General features: G+C 58.9%; 20 protein-coding genes. 5 read left to right on the top strand and 15 right to left on the bottom strand.

Annotation, left to right across the window (positions count from 1 at the left end):
- Window position 1 precedes the first annotated feature (1 nt).
- A complete protein-coding gene (locus GA830_RS10860) occupies window positions 2-313 on the bottom strand; it encodes a helix-turn-helix domain-containing protein (protein ID WP_258045405.1) in 312 nt (103 codons plus the stop codon).
- A gap of 320 nt (window positions 314-633) precedes the next feature.
- Between GA830_RS10860 and GA830_RS10855 the strand changes: the two genes are divergently transcribed.
- Entirely contained in the window at window positions 634-969 is a 336-nt protein-coding gene (locus GA830_RS10855; protein ID WP_195161885.1) for a cytoplasmic protein, read from the top strand.
- An 18-nt stretch (window positions 970-987) separates the two neighbouring features.
- Here GA830_RS10855 and GA830_RS10850 read toward each other — a convergent pair whose 3' ends face one another.
- From GA830_RS10850 to GA830_RS10815, 8 genes are all read right to left on the bottom strand, one after another.
- On the bottom strand, window positions 988-1,419 hold the full coding sequence (locus tag GA830_RS10850) for a MucR family transcriptional regulator (RefSeq protein ID WP_195161884.1): 432 nt from the start codon (window positions 1,417-1,419) through the stop codon (window positions 988-990).
- 283 nt (window positions 1,420-1,702) lie between these two features.
- Window positions 1,703-2,074, bottom strand: coding sequence for a monovalent cation/H(+) antiporter subunit G (gene mnhG / locus GA830_RS10845; RefSeq protein ID WP_195161883.1), 372 nt, complete (start codon window positions 2,072-2,074; stop codon window positions 1,703-1,705).
- The gene (locus tag GA830_RS10840; RefSeq protein ID WP_195161882.1) at window positions 2,071-2,403 is read right to left on the bottom strand and encodes a cation:proton antiporter; all 333 of its coding nucleotides are present in this window, start codon (window positions 2,401-2,403) and stop codon (window positions 2,071-2,073) included. The genes mnhG and GA830_RS10840 overlap by 4 nt, the downstream gene beginning before the upstream one ends.
- Window positions 2,400-2,873, bottom strand: coding sequence for a Na+/H+ antiporter subunit E (locus tag GA830_RS10835; RefSeq protein WP_195161881.1), 474 nt, complete (start codon window positions 2,871-2,873; stop codon window positions 2,400-2,402). The genes GA830_RS10840 and GA830_RS10835 overlap by 4 nt, the downstream gene beginning before the upstream one ends.
- On the bottom strand, window positions 2,870-4,423 hold the full coding sequence (locus tag GA830_RS10830) for a Na+/H+ antiporter subunit D (RefSeq protein WP_195161880.1): 1,554 nt from the start codon (window positions 4,421-4,423) through the stop codon (window positions 2,870-2,872). Before GA830_RS10830 ends, GA830_RS10835 begins: the two co-directional genes overlap by 4 nt.
- Window positions 4,424-4,425: 2 nt before the next feature.
- Window positions 4,426-4,803, bottom strand: a complete 378-nt coding sequence (locus tag GA830_RS10825; protein ID WP_195161879.1) for a Na+/H+ antiporter subunit C — start codon at window positions 4,801-4,803, stop codon at window positions 4,426-4,428.
- A complete protein-coding gene (locus GA830_RS10820) occupies window positions 4,803-5,222 on the bottom strand; it encodes a Na+/H+ antiporter subunit B (protein WP_195161878.1) in 420 nt (139 codons plus the stop codon). Before GA830_RS10820 ends, GA830_RS10825 begins: the two co-directional genes overlap by 1 nt.
- Entirely contained in the window at window positions 5,219-7,567 is a 2,349-nt protein-coding gene (locus GA830_RS10815; RefSeq protein WP_195161877.1) for a putative monovalent cation/H+ antiporter subunit A, read from the bottom strand. Before GA830_RS10815 ends, GA830_RS10820 begins: the two co-directional genes overlap by 4 nt.
- Before the next feature lie 187 nt (window positions 7,568-7,754).
- On the opposite strand from GA830_RS10815, the gene msrB reads away from it, so the two are divergent.
- Window positions 7,755-8,162 carry a peptide-methionine (R)-S-oxide reductase MsrB gene (gene msrB / locus GA830_RS10810; RefSeq protein ID WP_195161876.1) on the top strand — a complete coding sequence of 136 codons (408 nt, stop codon included), beginning with the start codon at window positions 7,755-7,757 and terminating at the stop codon, window positions 8,160-8,162.
- Window positions 8,163-8,166: 4 nt separating this feature from the next.
- Here the strand turns inward: msrB and GA830_RS10805 are convergent, their stop codons facing one another.
- Window positions 8,167-8,535, bottom strand: coding sequence for an SH3 domain-containing protein (locus GA830_RS10805; protein ID WP_195161875.1), 369 nt, complete (start codon window positions 8,533-8,535; stop codon window positions 8,167-8,169).
- A 124-nt stretch (window positions 8,536-8,659) separates the two neighbouring features.
- Between GA830_RS10805 and GA830_RS10800 the strand changes: the two genes are divergently transcribed.
- A complete protein-coding gene (locus GA830_RS10800; protein WP_195161874.1) occupies window positions 8,660-10,771 on the top strand; it encodes a S9 family peptidase in 2,112 nt (703 codons plus the stop codon).
- 76 nt (window positions 10,772-10,847) lie between these two features.
- Here GA830_RS10800 and GA830_RS10795 read toward each other — a convergent pair whose 3' ends face one another.
- From GA830_RS10795 to GA830_RS10780, 4 genes are all read right to left on the bottom strand, one after another.
- Window positions 10,848-11,792 carry a c-type cytochrome gene (locus GA830_RS10795; protein WP_195161873.1) on the bottom strand — a complete coding sequence of 315 codons (945 nt, stop codon included), beginning with the start codon at window positions 11,790-11,792 and terminating at the stop codon, window positions 10,848-10,850.
- A gap of 10 nt (window positions 11,793-11,802) precedes the next feature.
- On the bottom strand, window positions 11,803-12,243 hold the full coding sequence (locus tag GA830_RS10790) for a c-type cytochrome (RefSeq protein WP_195161872.1): 441 nt from the start codon (window positions 12,241-12,243) through the stop codon (window positions 11,803-11,805).
- Between the two features lie 145 nt (window positions 12,244-12,388).
- Window positions 12,389-12,988 carry a superoxide dismutase gene (locus GA830_RS10785; RefSeq protein WP_195161871.1) on the bottom strand — a complete coding sequence of 200 codons (600 nt, stop codon included), beginning with the start codon at window positions 12,986-12,988 and terminating at the stop codon, window positions 12,389-12,391.
- A gap of 106 nt (window positions 12,989-13,094) precedes the next feature.
- Window positions 13,095-13,973, bottom strand: a complete 879-nt coding sequence (locus GA830_RS10780) for a branched-chain amino acid aminotransferase (RefSeq protein WP_195161870.1) — start codon at window positions 13,971-13,973, stop codon at window positions 13,095-13,097.
- 155 nt (window positions 13,974-14,128) lie between these two features.
- Here GA830_RS10780 and GA830_RS10775 point away from each other — a divergent pair, with 155 nt between their 5' ends.
- Both GA830_RS10775 and GA830_RS10770 read left to right on the top strand, forming a co-directional pair.
- Window positions 14,129-14,791: a haloacid dehalogenase type II gene (locus GA830_RS10775; RefSeq protein ID WP_195161869.1), complete on the top strand. Its 663-nt coding sequence runs from the start codon at window positions 14,129-14,131 to the stop codon at window positions 14,789-14,791.
- Window positions 14,792-14,965: 174 nt separating this feature from the next.
- The gene (locus tag GA830_RS10770) at window positions 14,966-15,679 is read left to right on the top strand and encodes a L,D-transpeptidase (protein WP_195161868.1); all 714 of its coding nucleotides are present in this window, start codon (window positions 14,966-14,968) and stop codon (window positions 15,677-15,679) included.
- Between the two features lie 47 nt (window positions 15,680-15,726).
- On the opposite strand, the gene GA830_RS10765 is transcribed toward GA830_RS10770, so the two are convergent.
- Window positions 15,727-17,268: a helicase HerA-like C-terminal domain-containing protein gene (locus tag GA830_RS10765; protein ID WP_195161867.1), complete on the bottom strand. Its 1,542-nt coding sequence runs from the start codon at window positions 17,266-17,268 to the stop codon at window positions 15,727-15,729.
- Window positions 17,269-17,407 lie beyond the last annotated feature (139 nt).

Below are 17,407 nucleotides of genomic sequence, written 5' to 3'. Positions count from 1 at the left end.
GTCATGCCGCCTTTCGGTTCTTGAACGCGGCTTGAGCTATGCGCTCGGCTTTGGCCACAAGGCAATCAAACTCGTCGTCATCACGCAGATCCTCGATCAGATGGCAGGCATGGAGAACCGTGGTGCGTTCGCGCTGGAACCCCTTGCCAACCTCGGACATCGAGAGACCGAGCACCACATGCGATACATACATGGCGATCTGCCTGACGCGGGCGATCTCTGATCGCGACCTGCCTGGCTTGCGCATTTCCTTGCTCGAGACTGTAAAAAGAGCGGCGGTCAGGTCGATCATCGCCTCGCACAGTTCGATCACCTCCTCACTGCGTTTTCCGCTGGGTCGCCAAATCTGCGGCTGACTTGCCGTGGCCTCGTCGCGTTGCGTTGCGTGGAATATTGTGGTTCTGCCTGGAGCGCTTGCACGGCGAATCATCCCCCATGATGAAAATAGGAATATCTTCTTATACCGGTTGCATGTCAGGTTGTGAACAAAACAGCAACGAAGCAGCTCGCACTTCGTTCATAAGCCATTGTTCTTTATCGGTTATTATCGACTAAATTTTCGCGAATCGGAAAAATCTATCCCCACCCCCTGCTCGGCGATGACAATCATGGCGAGCATCAAGGGGCATAGATATGGACGGGTTAATCCAGGAAATCCGCGGTTTCCAAGCGCGCAAGACGCACGCCGAAGAGGCATCACGGCTACGTGTCGCGCTGCAACTGGTGGCTGGCATCGACATCGAGGAGAAAATGTATCGGGATGGTGATCCAGCGCTTGTAGCCCGCATCGCGCGGCTGATTGAACGCGAGCGCCTCAGAGGGCTGCGCAGGCACTCGAGCTATGACCTCAATCGACACATTGCTCTGAAGCAGGCGCTTGAGGGGATTTGGGAGGCACATGGCCCAGCGCGGCGCGCAGTCAAGCCAAGCGTGGCGCGCAACGCAAAACGGCGCCCGAAGGCGCCGTGATACAACCGTCTTAAACGATCACCGGGAAGCGGTTTTGCGCTTGCGGCCGAGGCCCATCTTCTTGGCCAGCTGCGAACGTGCGGCAGCATAGTTTGGCGCGACCATCGGGTAGGTCGCGTCCAAGCCCCACTTCTCGCGGTACTGATCAGGTGTCAGGCCGTAGTGAGTCATCAGGTGACGCTTCAACGATTTGAACTTTTTGCCGTCCTCAATGCAGATGATGTAATCATCATGAACGGACTTTTTCGGATTGACCGCAGGCTTCTGCTTCTCAGCAACCGGCTGCTCCGGAGCACCACCTACGCGACCGAGCGCTGCGTGCACGTCGGCAATCAGATGCGGCAATTCAGCGGCAGGAACAGGATTGTTGCTTACATAGGCTGCCACAACATCGGCGGTCAGTTCGATCAGCATTTCGCTGTTTCTTACGGCTGTTTCGTTATTGTCCATAGCTCTTCACACCCCAACATAAGTTTTGAATCTGTGCCCAATATTTCATTTTTCGGGCTATCAGGCGGACGCTGCGCAGGAATACATATTTGGCTAGTCCGGCCGCTACCTCTAAATGAGCTTATTAGTATTACAAGTCAATTGATATTCGTTACTTAGGGCAAGAATGCGTGAATCCTTATTACTCAAGGTCTACGATCGGTCTTTTATCGCAGAATTACAACCTCTTGTACGGGATAATAACGGAGATTTACCCTGCGTTATGTCGACCCTCAGATACAACTTAAGCTTTACCATTCCTTGGCTTGCGGCGTTGACGTGTAGCCTTTGGCTTCATTTCATCCCTCACCGAGCCATCCCACATAGGATAGCCGGCTGCATAAGCTGCCTTGGCCAGCAGATGCGATGAAACAGGTGCTGTCAGCAAGAAAAAGATCACTCCCGCCAGTGCACGCGTCAGCACCGCCTGATCGTCCGTGTAGATCGCCAGTGCAATCAGCATGATGCCTGATCCCATGGTGCCGGCCTTGGAGGCCGCGTGCATGCGCGTGTAAAGGTCCGGCAGCCGTAGCAGGCCAATAGATGCAATCAGCGCGAAGGCTGCGCCAATGACAATCAGGATGCCGGCGAGATAACTCTGGATCATGTCCATCATCGGCCAATACCCTGATCTGGCGACGGCTTTCCAGAGCGCGGCGTCGGCTCTTCTGCCGGGCGGTTGGCGATAAAACGTGCAAAGGCCACGGTTGCCAGGAAGCCGACGAGGCCCAGTGCAATGGCGATATCAAGGTAGAGCGTGAAGCCGGTCTTGATGCCCAGCACCGCGATGAAACCAATGGCGATAGAGACCAGCATGTCGAGCGCCAGCACCCGGTCCGGCAATGTTGGTCCAAGCAACACGCGCGCAACCGTCAGCAGAAACGACAGCATCAGCAACGCCAGAGCAAAAAGCAGCGCCCAATCCAGAAATGCTTCGCCGCTCATTTGAACACCTCAATGATCTTGCGCTCAAAGCCGGATGCAATATCACGGCGCACTGCTTCGGGGTTCGAGCAGTCGATCGCATGGACGAACAGCGTCTTTCGATCCTCGGAAACATCGACCGACAGGGTTCCGGGCGTCAGCGTGATGAGATTGGCCAGAAGTGTGATTTCAACATCATGCTCTGCCTTGAGCGGATAGGCGAAGATGCCGGGCTTCAGATCCATTTTCGGCGACAGGACCAGAATGGATACGCGCCAAGCCGAAAGGACCAACTCATAGAGAAACAAGGCTGTGAGCGATAAAATGCGCCAGCTGCGGCGGAAGTAGCCGAGCGAGCCGGTCTGCTCCCGGATCAGATAGAGCGCCATTGCGCCCAGCACGAAACCGAAGACGATGTTGGCCAGCGAGAACGAGCCGGTGACAGCGGCCCAGGCAAGCGCCAGGATGACGTTGCTCAGATAGAGGTTCATGGCGTCCCTCCTGGAAATACGGTGTTTATGTAGGTGGACGAGTCAATCAGTCCGGCGGCGGCGATGTCAGCCATGCGGATGAACGGCTCTGGATAGACGCCAAGCACAAGAAGCGGCAGCGTAAGCGCGATGAGTGACACACCGCCCAGCGTCGTCAGCGGGCCCGTCTCGCCCTCCGGCTTCAGCGCGGCCTTTTCGCGCCAGAAGGCGAGCGCAAAAACACGGCCCATGGTGATTGTTGTCAACAGCCCGGTGGCCAATATTGCCAGCGCCAGCCACCATTGATTGCCATCCAGTGCTGCCTTGACGAGGACGACCTTGGGCCACAACCCGGAGCCGGGTGGCAGGCCGGAAATCGAGAACACCAGGAGCAGCGCAATGCCTGCCAGCAGCGGCGAGGCCTTGTAGAGACCGGACAGTTCGTGCAGCGAAAAACTGCCGCCTACTTCCCGCATCAGCCCGGCCAAGAGATAGAGCGCTGTCATCACCAGCATGGAATGAACCGCGTAGAGGATGGCACCAGAGGTGCCGGCGGCACCGCCCAGCGCCACGCCGGCAAGCATGACACCGACGCCCGAGATCACCACGAAACCGAAGATGCGGCGCGTATCGGACTGCGCCAGGGCACCCAGGATGCCGATGATCATCGTCGCTGCCGCCACCAGGCCGATCACGGTGGACAGTTCGGCGCGCTCTACCGGGAAAAGCATCACGAACACCCTGAGCAGGGCATAGATGCCGATCTTGGTCAAAAGCCCGCCGAACAGGGCTGCAATGACAATACGCGGCGTATGGTATGAGGCGGGCAGCCAGAAATTGACCGGAAAGGCCGCTGCCTTCATGGCAAATGCGAGGAAATAAAGCGCTGCGAGTGTCATCAGCGGTCCGGTGCCGCGCAGGCCATCCACCTTGCGGGCGATGTCGGCCATGTTGAGGGTGCCGAAAGTGCCGTAAAGATAGCCGGTGCCGATCAGGAACAGCGTTGTGCCGACCAGATTGAGGATCGCGTATTTGGTGGCACCATCGATCTGGTCGCGCTCGGAGCCGAGGATCAAAAGTCCGAAGGAAGAGATCAAAAAGACCTCGAACCAGACATAGAGGTTGAACACGTCGCCGGTCAGGAAGGCGCCGTTGACGCCAGCCATCATCAGCATGAGAAACGGGTAGAAGCCGTAGCGCCGGCCCGTCGCGCTGATGTCGCGCGCTGCAAACAGAGCACAGATGAGGGCAATTGCCGATGCCACCAGCGCAAAGGCAGCACCCAGCGCGTCGGCGGTGAACGAGATACCGAAGGGTGGCAGCCAACGGCCCATGGTCATGGCAAGCGGGCCCTCACCCAGAACGCGCGAGAGAAGCGCGACCGTGGAGCCGACGGTAATCGCCAGGCCGGCGAGCGCAATCAGCGCATGGCTTCGAGTCTCATGGCGAAACATGAGCAACAACGCGCCAAACAGGATCGGTACCGCAACGGGTGCGACAATGACCCAGTCGGCGAGCGCGGTCACGCCGGTCATGGCGGCGGAGAGATCAGCGGGCAAAGTTACGGCCATGGTCAATATCCCATCGGCGGAAGGCCATCGCCCTCCGGTTCGGCCACGCGCATGCCCCCAGTCTCATCAGTGCCTATCTCCTGATAGGCGCGGTATGCCAGCACCAGCAGGAAGGCGAAGAAGGAAAACGAGATGACAATCGCGGTCAAAATGAGCGCCTGCGGCAGCGGATTGGCAACGATACCCACCGGCACATCGTGCCCTTCAGGAATGATCGGCGGCACTTCGCGCACGATACGGCCGGCGGTGAAGATCAAAAGGTTCACCGCATTGCCGAAAATCGCCACGCCGAGCACGATGCGCACCACATGGGTCGACAGCATCATGTAGATGGCGACCGCAAAGAACACTGCGACAACGTAGGAGAGGATCGCTTCCATCAGTCGTCCACCCTGTCTTCAAGCGCCAGCGCGATCGAGGTAATGGAGCCGACGACGACCAGATAGACGCCAATGTCAAAAAACAGCACCGTCGAGAGATCGACATCGACCCAGAAAATGTTCACCGTTGTCCAGATGCCGGTCAGAAACGGCACGCCGTAAAACATCGACACGAAGCCTGACAGAGACGCGATAAACAGGCCGAAGCCGGAGATCGCCATCGGGTGATAATAGAAGGCGCGGCGCACCTGGGGCACACCGCAGGCGATGCCGTAAATGGCAAAGGCGGAGGCGGCGATCAGCCCGCCGATGAAGCCACCGCCCGGCTCATTGTGACCCCGCAGCAGGACGAAAATCGAAAACAGCACCATCAGGCTGGTGAGGTACGGTGCCATGGTGCGAAAGATCAGGCTGTTCATGGCTTGTCCTTTGCAGTCACGGTCGGCTCACGCTGAACCCTGATGCGGATCAGCGCGAGGATGGCGAGGCCTGTGATCATCACGACGCCGATTTCACCCAGCGTATCGATGCCGCGGAAATCGACGATGATGACGTTCACGACATTACGGCCATGGGCGATCACCTTTGACTGCGCGTTGAAGAAGTCGCTCAGCGTGGTGTCGAACGGAAGCTGCGTGACGTTGAGGAGCAGCAGGCCGAACCCCGTACCGCAGGCGACAGCGATGGAGATATCGAGCGCCTTTTGACCGGTTGGACGCCGGTCGGACGGCGTCAGTTTCAGCCGCGTCATCACCAAAGCGAGGATGACCACCGAGAGCGTTTCGACCATGAACTGCGTGAATGACAGGTCAGGCGCGCCCATCAGCATGAAGAGAAGCGCCACCGCGAACCCCTGGATTCCGAGCGACACAATGGCCGTCAGTCGGTCATTGGCATAGACGACCGCGCCAAGGCCGATCATGGCAATTGCCAGAACGCCCCATTCGTAGAAGGCCAGGTTGGGGAATGCCGGCATGACAGGCAATTCGTCATAGATGACCATCGGCACCAAAAGCGCGACCGCGACTGCAATGAAGGTGACGGTGAGGTAGATATCCAGGCGGCCATTGTGGACGATGCTGGTGATCACCCGCGCCACCCGGATCAGGCCACGCATTGCCTGGTCAAAGCCAAGGTCCGGTCCCCAGCCAATGGTTTTCAAGACTGCGTCGACGCGGGCGCGAATGGCATCTGCGCGCAGATAGAAAACAATCCCGAGCGCCACGGTAACGAGCGACAGCAACAACGGCATGCCGATATGGGGAATGGTCGAGATTTCAACGGAAACCGACTTGCCGGCCACCGCGCTCGACATCGGACTCGAAAACAGCGTGTGCGCCAGTGGCGAGAGCAGTGCCGCCCCAAGGCCGGAAAGTGCCAGAATGATCGGACCGAGCCACAGAAGTGGTGGGCCTTCATGGGCCTTGGCCAGATGTTTTTCTTCCGCCCCCCGGAAGGGTTTTAGCCCAACCAGAAAACCGATCGCCAGCATCAGAGCGTTTCCGACAATGGCCACCAGCGTCAAAAATGCTGCCCAGCCGCTGGTGAAACCGAGTGCGGCATAGATTTCTTCCTTGGCCAAAAAGCCGAAGAAGAGCGGCAGTCCACCCATCGAGAGTGCTGCCAGGATGCCGGCGGTGAAGGTAATCGGCATGGCGCGGCGTAGCCCGCCAAGCTTGGTAATGTCACGCGTGCCCGCCTCATGGTCGATAAGGCCGGCGACCATGAACAGCGCTCCTTTGAACATCGAATGCGCGATCAGATAGAGCACCGCCGCTTTGACTGCCTTGTCGGAACCGAAGCCGGTCAGCATGACCAGAAGACCAAGCGATGCCACGGTGGTGTAGGCCAGCATCAGCTTGAGGTCCGTCTGACGCATGGCGAGAACTGTTCCGGTGAGCAGCGTCGCGCCACCAAACAGGGGCAAAATGGTTTCCCAAGCGACAGTGTCACCCATGGCCGGGTTAAGGCGCATCAGCAGATAGACGCCAGCTTTCACCATGGTTGCCGAGTGCAGATAGGCCGAAACTGGCGTCGGCGCCTCCATTGCGTTGGGCAGCCAGAAATGAAACGGAACCTGTGCCGATTTGGTGAAGGCGCCGCCCAGCACCAGGATGAGCGCTGCCATGTAAAGCGGGGCATCGCGCAGCGCTGAACCGGACTGCAAAAGGGTCGACATGTCGTTGATGCCTGTCGCCTGCCAGATCACCAGAAGACCTGCCAGCAGCGCCAGCCCGCCAGCACCGGTGACCACCAGCGCCTGCAGCGCCGCGCGGCGCGAGGCTTCGCGCGCATTGTCAAAGCCAATCAGCAGGAAGGAGGTGATCGAGGTCAGTTCCCAGAAGACAAAAAGCATCAGGAACGAATCCGACAGCACCAATCCCTGCATGGCGCCCATGAACATCAGCATGAAAGAGAAGAACCGCCCCTGCTGGGCGTGGCCTTTCAGGTAGCCGCCCGAATAGAGCATGATCAGCGTTCCGATGCCGGTGATCAGAAGCGCAAAGGTTAGTGACAGGCCGTCGAGATACCAGGACAGATTGACGTTGAGGCTGGGAATCCAGCTATAGCCGCCCTTGATCGTCTGGCCGGATGACACCGTGCCCAGAAGAGAGGCAAAATAGAAAAAATTCCAGAGTGGCAGCAACGCCAGCAGCCAGGCGGCGTTATGTTTCAGCGCACGGGTGAGAAACGGGGCAGCGAGAGCACCCAGAAATGGCAAAGCCAATGCGAGAAGTGTGAGCGATTGCGCTCCGCCTGCCATACGCGGTCCGATCCTGGTTCTGCCCTACCCTCCGCGGCTGACTTAACTGCTCCATCCGGACGGAGCAACCCGACTCGGATGGCGCAGATCGCCGCGCCGGTCGTGATAACACGATAAGCACCGAGTTGTTATTTAACCTCTTGAGGTTTCGCACTACATTTAAGGCAAATGCAAAAGGAGAAGCTGAATGACCAGCGACGTCAAAGTTGAAAAAAGCGATGCCGAGTGGAAAGCGGAGCTGACGCCTGAACAATATTACGTGCTGCGCAAACATGGCACTGAACGCGCCTTTACCGGACCCAACTGGGAATCCAAGGACGCTGGAACTTATGTTTGCGCCGGCTGTGGCAATGCGCTGTTCAGTTCAGAGACCAAGTTTGATTCGGGCACTGGCTGGCCGAGCTTTTATCAGCCGCTCGACGCCAACGCGGTGAGCGAGCACAAGGACCGCGCGTTCTTCATGACGCGCACCGAAATCCGCTGCGCCCAGTGCGATGGTCATCTCGGACACGTCTTCAATGACGGTCCCCAGCCCACCGGCCTGCGTTACTGCATGAACGGCACGGCGATGGAGCTGGAGCTGGACAAGGAATAACGGTTCAGTACGGCGCGATAAACTTGCCGTAGACCCAGCCGGTCGTGTAAGCGCCGTTCTTCGCCGGGCTGTGCCAAACCTCGCACCAGCGTGTGCGAACCTGTTTGCGCTGCCACTTTGCCGGCGCAGTGGAAATGTCGGCAAGGTCGATGCCGCCCGTGCAGCGACCTGTCATCTGCAACACAGTGCCATTGGGATAGGCCGACTGTTTTTGCGAAACGTTCGAGGGGTATTTACGCGCATTCAGCGTATCGCCCCAAGGTACACCCCGGACCTGCCAGGCTACAAATGTCGAAGCATCTGCCGGAACGCTCAGCATGGTTGACGGCGCCAGAAGCGCAGCGGCAACCAACAGGCTGGTAAATTTGTTCATAACCTTGTCTCCTCCGTTGGTGGCAGGATAACGATAACCCTACCGACACTACAGTGCCCCTCCCCTTTTGAACCGGTGCTGACTTGTCCGTTCATCTGCCATTCAACCCGTATCTCGGAACCTCATGACCCAGACCTCCAAGCGATTTCCTGCCATCACACCGCCTGATACAGAAAAGCGGCCCGTTGCCGATACATGGCATGGCATTACCCGCGTGGACGACTACGCCTGGCTGAGAGCTGACAACTGGCAGGAAGTGTTCAAGGACCCGTCGACGCTTGATCCGGCCATTCGGTCTCATCTTGAGGCGGAAAACGCGTATCAGGCCGCCATGATGGAAGAGACCGGCGCCCTGCGCAAAGCGCTGTTTGCCGAGATGAAGGGGCGCATCAAGGAAGATGATTCGTCCATTCCGATGCGCGACGGCGCTTTTGCCTATGGCTCCTCATTCAAGCTTGGCGGCGAGCAGCCGCGGCTGTTTCGCGTGCCTGCCGAGGGCGGATCTGAAGAGATCATCCTTGATGGCGACCATGAGGCGACCGGAAAAGCTTATTTCCGTCTCGGCGATGCCGACCATTCCTCCGATCACAAGCGTCTCGTCTGGGCGTATGACGACAAGGGATCTGAGTTTTACGGACTGAAGGTGCGCGATATCGAAAGCGGCGCTGACCTCGAGGACCGTGTGGAAAACACCGGCGGCTCTGGCGTCTGGAACGCTGCGAATGACGGTTTCTTCTACACGCAGCTGGATGAGAATCATCGGCCGGCGAAAATCCTTTTCCATCAACTGGGCGCGGACGCCAGCACCGACCATGTTGTGTTTGAAGAGACCGATCCCGGCTTCTTCATGAGTGTCGGCGGCAGCCGCAGCAATGAATGGATCTTTGTCTCGATCAGCGATCACGAGACTTCGGAATACCGCATCATGCCGGCCAATGATTCACAGGCAGCGCTGCGTGTTGTCGCGCCACGCGAAACCGGGCTGCAATATGAGCTGGAGGAAGGCGGCGACATCTTCTTCATTCTCACCAACGCCGATGGCGCAAAAGACTTCAAGATCATGACAGTGCCGGTCGCCGACCCGTCACGGGGGAACTGGAGTGAGCTTGTCGCGCATGAACCCGGGCGGCTTATCCTGTCTATTCTGTCGTTCCGCGACTTTCTGGTGCGGCTGGAGCGCAAGGACGGGCTGCCGCGCATTGTCGTGCGCGACCGTGCCACCGGCGACGAACACTTGATCGCCTTTGACGAGGAAGCGTTCTCGCTCGGCCTTTCGGGCACCTATGAATACGATACCGACATGATGCGATTCAGTTATTCGTCGATGACGACACCTTCGCAACTGTTCGACTACAACATGCGCACGCGCGAACGCACGCTCCTGAAGACGCAGGAAGTACCGAGCGGGCACGAGCCGGACAACTACGTCACCCGCCGCCTGATGGCCAAGGCCGAGGACGGCGAACTGGTTCCCGTATCGCTGATCCACCGCCGGGATACGAAGCTGGATGGTTCCGCACCGTGCTTGCTCTACGGCTATGGCTCCTATGGCATCACCGTACCTGCATCGTTCAACACCAATTGCCTGTCGCTGGTCGACCGCGGTTTTGTCTACGCCATCGCTCATATCCGCGGCGGCAAGGACAAGGGCTATGCCTGGTATGATGACGGCAAACGCAAGGCCAAGCCGAACACATTTGGCGATTTCATTGCTGTGGCGCGGCATCTGGTGGCCGAGAATTATACATCGCATGAAAACATCGTTGCGCAGGGTGGTTCGGCCGGCGGCATGCTGATGGGAGCGGTCGCCAATATGGCGCCTGAGGCGTTTGGCGGTATCATTGCCGAGGTGCCGTTTGTCGACGTCCTGACCACGATGCTTGACGATACGCTGCCGCTGACACCGCCCGAATGGCCCGAATGGGGCAACCCGATTGCCTCGGACGAGGATTACCAGACCATTGCCGCCTATTCGCCCTATGACAATGTTGCGGCCCTGCCCTACCCGCCGCTTCTGGCTGTCGCTGGCCTCACCGATCCGCGCGTCACCTACTGGGAGCCAGCAAAATGGGTCGCCAGGCTGCGCGCCCGCTCCACCTCAGGAAACCCGGCGCTGTTCAAGATCAACATGGATGCCGGCCATGCCGGCGCTTCAGGCCGGTTCTCGCGACTGGAAGAGATAGCCTACAGCTACGCCTTCGCGCTGAAGGTAACGGGGCGCGACGACACGGCTTAGGAAGGCTAGCGCTGCTGATGCCGGGTTTTCGAAAGAGGCTCAAATTCTGGGCAAGCGGTAGGTTAGCCGCGCCCTATCAGCCCGCAGGCTTGCGCGCCGGGTAGCCGTTTTCATGCGGCGGTACGGCCTTCAGATACGCTGCAATGGCGGCGCGGTCTTCGGCGGTCAGCTTGGCCATGTTCTTTTGAACATCGACCATAGCGCCGCCGACCGAATCGAATTCGGGGGTGAAGCCGGTTTCGAGATAGCTTGCGATATCAGCCGCGCTCCAGTCGGCAAAGTCGCCCTGGCCGCCTGAAATGTTGGGCACGATGCCGTCGCCTTCGGCAGCTACCGCGCCGGCCAGCCATTGATTCTTCTTGAGACCGCCGGTGACAGAGCGCGGCGTGTGGCACTCGCCGCAATGGCCGGGGCCCTCGACCAGATATTGTCCCAGCATCACCTGATGCGACGCGTCCATCGCCACGACTGGCGAACTGTCGAGATATAGCCGCTTCCAAAGTCCTAGCCCGCGGCGGATGTTGAACGGGAAACCAAGCCGGTGCGAAGGTGCTTTGCCGGTTACGGCGGGCAGCGTCCGCATGAAGGCATAGAGATCGGCGATATCCCCCGGTTCCATGCGCGCATAGGATGTATAGGGAAACGCGGGATAGTAGTGCCGGCCATCAGGTGAGACGCCGCGCTGCATGGCGTTGGCGAAATCACTCAGTAACCAGCCACCGATGCCGTCGGTTTTGTCGGATGAAATGTTCGGTGCCACGAACGTGCCGAATGGTGTTTTCAGTTCCACCCCGCCGGGAAGTTTCAGGCGCTCGGTGCCTTCGGATTTGGGCTGCGCGTGACACGATGCGCAGCCGCCGGCCCAGAACATGCGCTCGCCACGCGCGGCATCGCCCTCAGGCAGCGTGGCCAGCGTGGCAGCATCGAGACGCACAGGCGCGGATAAAAACCATCCGCCGATAGCTGCGAGAACGCCGGCGGCAGCGATGCCGACGGCGAGTTTTTTCAGAGGCAGCGCCATGCGGGCAGGATCAGCCCTTCTTCACCCGGAAGCCCTGATGGCAGGACGCGCAGTTGCTGCCGACCGTGTCCATTACAGCCTTTAAGCCGTCGACGTCCTGCGGTGCGGCAGCGACGGCTGCCGCCGTGTCGGCCTTGAACTTGTCAACTGCTGCCTGGAAACCAGCCATGTCTTCCCAGATTTTTGGCGAGGCGGTGGTGTCGCCGCCGGTCTCGGAGCCCACAGGGAACAGGACCGCAGGGTCGAATTTTTCTGCGTCGTCATTCAGCACCTTCAGGGTGTCGAGCACCAAAGCGGCGTCAAATGGCTTTTCGCCCTTGATGATGGCCGACAGCGTGCCCATCGCCTTGCCGTTGGCCTTCATGATTGCCTGGCGATCCTCAATCGGGCCAGCAAGGGCGGCAGTGGCGCCAAGCGCGAGAAGCGAGATGGCGATGACGAGCTTTCTCATGAAATTTCTCCGGTTTGGAAGAGGGACAGTTGACTGAGGCACATCGCTCAACGTGGAGCATTTATCCCAGCTACGCATAGTCACGCTTTCGTGAAGGGACAAAAGAAAACCCGGCCAGGCCGGGTTTTCTCGTGGTGACTGTTGGTCAGCTGGCTTTCTCGTAGCACTCCAGCACGTAATCCCAGTTGATGAGATTATCGACGAAGGCTTCGAGATATTTTGGCCGGGCGTTGCGGTAGTCGATGTAATAGGAATGTTCCCACACATCGCAACCGAGAATAGGCGTTGCGCCATGGACCAGCGGATTCTCGCCGTTCGGTGTCTTGGATATGGCGAGCTTGCCATCCTTGACCGATAGCCAGGCCCAGCCCGAGCCGAACTGGGTCGTGCCGGCGGCGATGAAGTCAGCCTTGAACTTGTCGTAGCCGCCCAGGTCGCTTTCGATGGCCTTTTCCAGCGCGCCGGGCAGCTTCGTGCCGCCGCCGCCCTTTTTCATCCAATTCCAGAAGTGGAGATGGTTGTAATGCTGGCCGGCATTGTTGAAGAGGCCCGGATTGGTGCCGAACGAGGCCTTGACGACTTCCTCGACCGACTTGCCTTCCATGCCGGCTTCTGCTGCCAGCTTGTTGCCGTTGTCGACATAGGCCTTGTGGTGCTTGTCGTGGTGATATTCCAAGGTTTCCTTGGACATGTAAGGCTGGAGTGCCTCGTAATCGTAGGGCAGTGCGGGCAGTTCAAAAGCCATAGTCTTAACTCCTCATGTGCAGATCCGGCGAACCCTCGCCAGACAAAGACACCACGTTCAGCCGAAAGACGAACGCGGCAAAGCTCCCAGTGATCTATCTAGGCAATCACCCGGCAGAAGTCGAATGCGCCCAGTCCCAATAAAGCTCCCGTGCGCGCTTTCCCACAGGTCCGGGCTGCAGGCTGCGTTCCTCAATGCGCGTAACCGGCACCACCTTGGAATGGTTACCAGTCGAAAAGATCTCGTCAGCCTCCAGAAAGTCGCGCACCGAAAGCGCGCGCTCTGTCGTCTTCATGCCAGCTTCGCCTAACAGGCCCAAGACACGCGAGCGGGTGATGCCCGACAGGAACGTCCCATTGGCTGCCGGTGTCATCACCTCGCCGCCCTTGACCAGGAAAATGTTGGAGCTGCCAGTTTCGGCGACATTGCCCAGCATGTCGAGCACCAACGCATTGTCAAAGCCGCGCGACTTGGCCTCCATGATGGCACGGCCATTGTTGGGGTAGAGGCAGCCGGCCTTGGCGTTTGTGGGCGCGGTTTCCAGCGATGGGCGGCGAAATGGCGAGACGGTGATCGAAAAGCCCGTCGGCGCGATCATCGGCGATTCATAGAGGCAGAGGCAAAAGCGCGTCGAGGCAGGATCTGCCGGCACGCCCATATAGCCGCCATGCTCGGCCCAATACATCGGGCGGATATAGACCGCCGTGTTGCCATCAAATTTTTTCAGGCCTTCATGGGTGAGAGCGACGATCTCTTCAGGCTTCATGGTTGGCTCAAGGCCGAGAGCGCGGGCCGAGGCATTGACGCGGGCTGCGTGTAGATCAAGGTCGGGCGTCACGTTCTCAAACCAGCGGGCGCCGTCGAAGACGGTGGAGCCCAGCCACATCGCATGCGAGCGAGGGCCGATGAGGGCGACATTGCCTTCGTGCCAATTGCCATCCACAAAAGTCCAGGTTGTCGATTGCGCAGCTGCTGCGAGTGTCATGGATCGATCCGTTCCGGTGATTTTCAAAGCAGGCATGTGAACGGCCTTGCCGGACAAGGTCAACGGGTGCTCAAGCAGAAACCTTGAGGCCAGATTAAGACGCTGTTGTTTCCTACAGGCTTTAATGCCTGAACAGGAGCCCGGAAGGAATTGCGATGCGCCACTCCGCTTATGTGTTCGACGCCTATGGAACTCTGTTTGATGTTCACGCAGCCGTGCGGCGGCATGCAGAAAAGATCGGTCCGGAGGGCACCCTGTTCTCCGAAATCTGGCGGGCCAAACAGCTTGAATATTCCTGGGTACGTTCGCTGATGGGCGCTTATGTCGATTTCTGGCAGCTGACCCAACAGGCGCTCGACTTCGCATTTCACAAGGTGCCGAGCGCGGACCCTTCACTTCGTGCGGCGTTGCTTGATGCCTATTGGAATCTCGATTGTTATCCGGAGGTGCCCACAGTGCTCAAGGCGCTAAAAGCCGACGGGGCGCGGCTGGCGATTCTGTCAAATGGCTCGCCGGGGATGCTGGAGGCTGCGGTAAAGTCTGCTGCTCTCGAAAATGTGTTCGATGCAGTTTTTTCCGTCGACCCTGTCCAGCGCTTCAAAACAGACCCTGCCGTTTACGAGTTGGTAACCACAAACTGGCGCCTCTATCCGGAGTCCGTCTCTTTCCAGTCGTCAAACCGCTGGGACGTTGCTGGCGCTGGAAAATTTGGTTTCCGCACGGTCTGGATTAACCGCTCCGGGCAGCCCGATGAATATGCTGACTTTCCCCCAGGGTTAATTCTTCCTTCACTGGAAAGCCTGAAAACATTGCCTTGAACGTGCCAAATCGGAGCGTGGCGCAAATGTCACAGCTCATCCCGGTCTCACGGTGAACACTGTTTGTCCACTTTGAAGCCCGAATTGGTCAGCCTATCTCTCCTCATTCACCGGGGGGGTGCGCGCACGGATTACGAGCGTTGAGTTTTTCGCAAATCGCCTAGCAAGGGTATCATGTCAGAAGTAGCAAATATCGAATTCAGCCGCCGTAAGTTCTTCCAGGTCTCGGGTGCCGTGGCAGCTTCGGCGGCCCTGGCCGCCTGCACGTCGGTGTCTGAGCGCCTGCCATCCATCACGCCGATCGAACCCGCGCCTCCGCCTGCGCCTGAACCGGCATTGGGCGGCTACGCGCAGATGTATGCCTCGGTGACTGATGAAGGCTTCCAGCTTCCAGCGATCCCTGTCGATAAGGTCGACAACCGCTTTCTGCGCCAGATGGTCCAGGACCCGACAGGTGAAATGCCCGGTACGATTGTCGTCGATACCAAGCAGCATTTTCTCTATCTCGTGCGCCCGGGTGGTCAGGCCATGCGGTATGGTGTTGGCCTCGGCCGTGCAGGGTTTGCCTGGTCGGGCCGCGCCGTTGTTCAGTGGAAGAGGAAGTGGCCAACCTGGAAGGTGCCGGACGAGATGATCGCCCGCCAGCCAGAGCTGGAAAAATACAGTGTTGCCAACGGCGGCATGGAGCCTGGCCTCAAAAACCCGCTTGGTTCACGTGCGCTCTATATCTTCCAGGACGGCGAAGACACGCTGTACCGTATCCATGGTTCGCCTGAATGGTGGACGATCGGCAAGTCGGTCTCATCGGGTTGCGTGCGGATGATCAATCAGGACGTGATGGATCTCTACGACCGCGTGCCAAACCGCACGCCAATCGTCGTCTACTGATCGAATTGGCGAGGTTCTGGATACATGAACCTCGCCCGATCCAGCCTTTAAAGACCGCGTTTCAGGCTGCCCAGGATGCCGCGCACCAGCGCGCGGCCAACAGACGTTCCAACCGAACGCACGACAGATTTCATCGCTGCTTCCGTCACCGACTGGCGATTGGATGCCCGGGCGCGCGGGCGACCTGTCGTTCGGGCCGGCTTTTCTCCGCCAAAGCCTGGGATGGTCCAGCCTGAACGGTTGTTGTCATCTTCGGCGGCCTGCGCCTCGGCTTCTGCCTTGGCCACTTCCTCACCGCGCTTTTGCAGCATCTCAAAGGCCGATTCGCGGTCAATGGTTTTGTCGTACTGTCCAGCAACCGGGCTCGATGCCATCACCTTGGCACGCTCGCTATCGCTGATCGGACCAAGCCGCGATGCGGGCGGTCGCACCAGCGTGCGCTGGACCATGGACGGAATGCCCTTGGCGCCGAGCGTCGAGACCAATGCCTCGCCGGTGCCAAGCTGTGTGATCACCTGGGCGCAATCGAAGTCGGGGTTCGGGCGGAAAGTGTCTGCCGCAACCTTCACAGCCTTTTGCTCGCGCGGTGTGTAGGCACGCAGCGCGTGCTGCACGCGGTTGCCGAGTTGGGCCAGCACCGTTTCGGGCACATCAAGCGGGTTTTGCGTGACGAAATATACGCCAACGCCCTTTGAGCGAATGAGCCGAACCACCTGCTCGACGCGGTCGACCAGCGCGCGCGGCGCTTCGTCGAACAAGAGGTGCGCCTCGTCGAAGAAGAAGACGAGTCGCGGCTTGTCGGGATCGCCCACCTCTGGCAGTTCTTCAAACAGCTCCGACATCAGCCACAGAAGGAAGGTGGCGTAGAGGCGCGGGTTCATCATCAGCTTGTCGGCGGCGAGGATGCTGATCGCGCCGCGACCGTCGCGGGTGGTGCGCATCAGGTCGGCGATGTTCAGCGCCGGTTCGCCAAAGAAGAACGAACCGCCCTGCTGGTCGAGAATCAGAAGGGTGCGCTGGATCGCGCCGACAGATGGTTTGGTCACGTTGCCGTAGCGGCTGGAAATCTCCGAGGCGCGATCGGCGATGTCGGACAGCAATGCCTGCAAATCCTTCATGTCGAGGAGCAGAAGGCCTTCCTCATCGGCGATCTTGAAGGCAATGTTCATGATGCCTTCCTGAGCGTCGGTCAGGTTCATCAGGCGGGACAGCAGGACCGGACCCATTTCCGAGACGGTGGCGCGGATCGGATGACCCTTTTCACCGAATAGATCCCAGAAAATCACGGGAAATTCCTGGAACTCGTAAGGATCGAGCTTGATCTGTTCGGCACGCGCAGTCAGGAAATCCTTTGCCTCGCCGATGGCGGCAATGCCTGACAGATCGCCTTTGACGTCTGCCGCAAAGACCGGAACACCGGCATTGGAAAAGCTTTCCGCCAGAATCTGCAGCGTCACCGTCTTGCCGGTGCCGGTTGCGCCCGTCACCAAGCCGTGCCGATTGCCGTATTTCAGCAACAGCTCTTCAGGCTTCTGGTAGCTGTCATCGGGGTTGCGGCTGGCGCCGATGAAAATGCTTTCGTCAGCCATGAACTACAATCTCCGGGAATTTCATTCGATAAAGTGCGGCAAATGCCGCTGCCACTGGTATAGTCAGGCTGAAGCAGGCCGACAATGGCGCAACTGTATTTTAGGGCGCTTCCATATTTTAGCTCTACGACAGGACCAC

The sequence above is a fragment of the Mesorhizobium sp. NBSH29 genome (assembly GCF_015500055.1).
Lineage (GTDB): Bacteria > Pseudomonadota > Alphaproteobacteria > Rhizobiales > Rhizobiaceae > Neomesorhizobium.
Note: the sequence above shows the minus strand (reverse complement) of the source record. Positions and strands in the feature narration are given on the sequence as shown.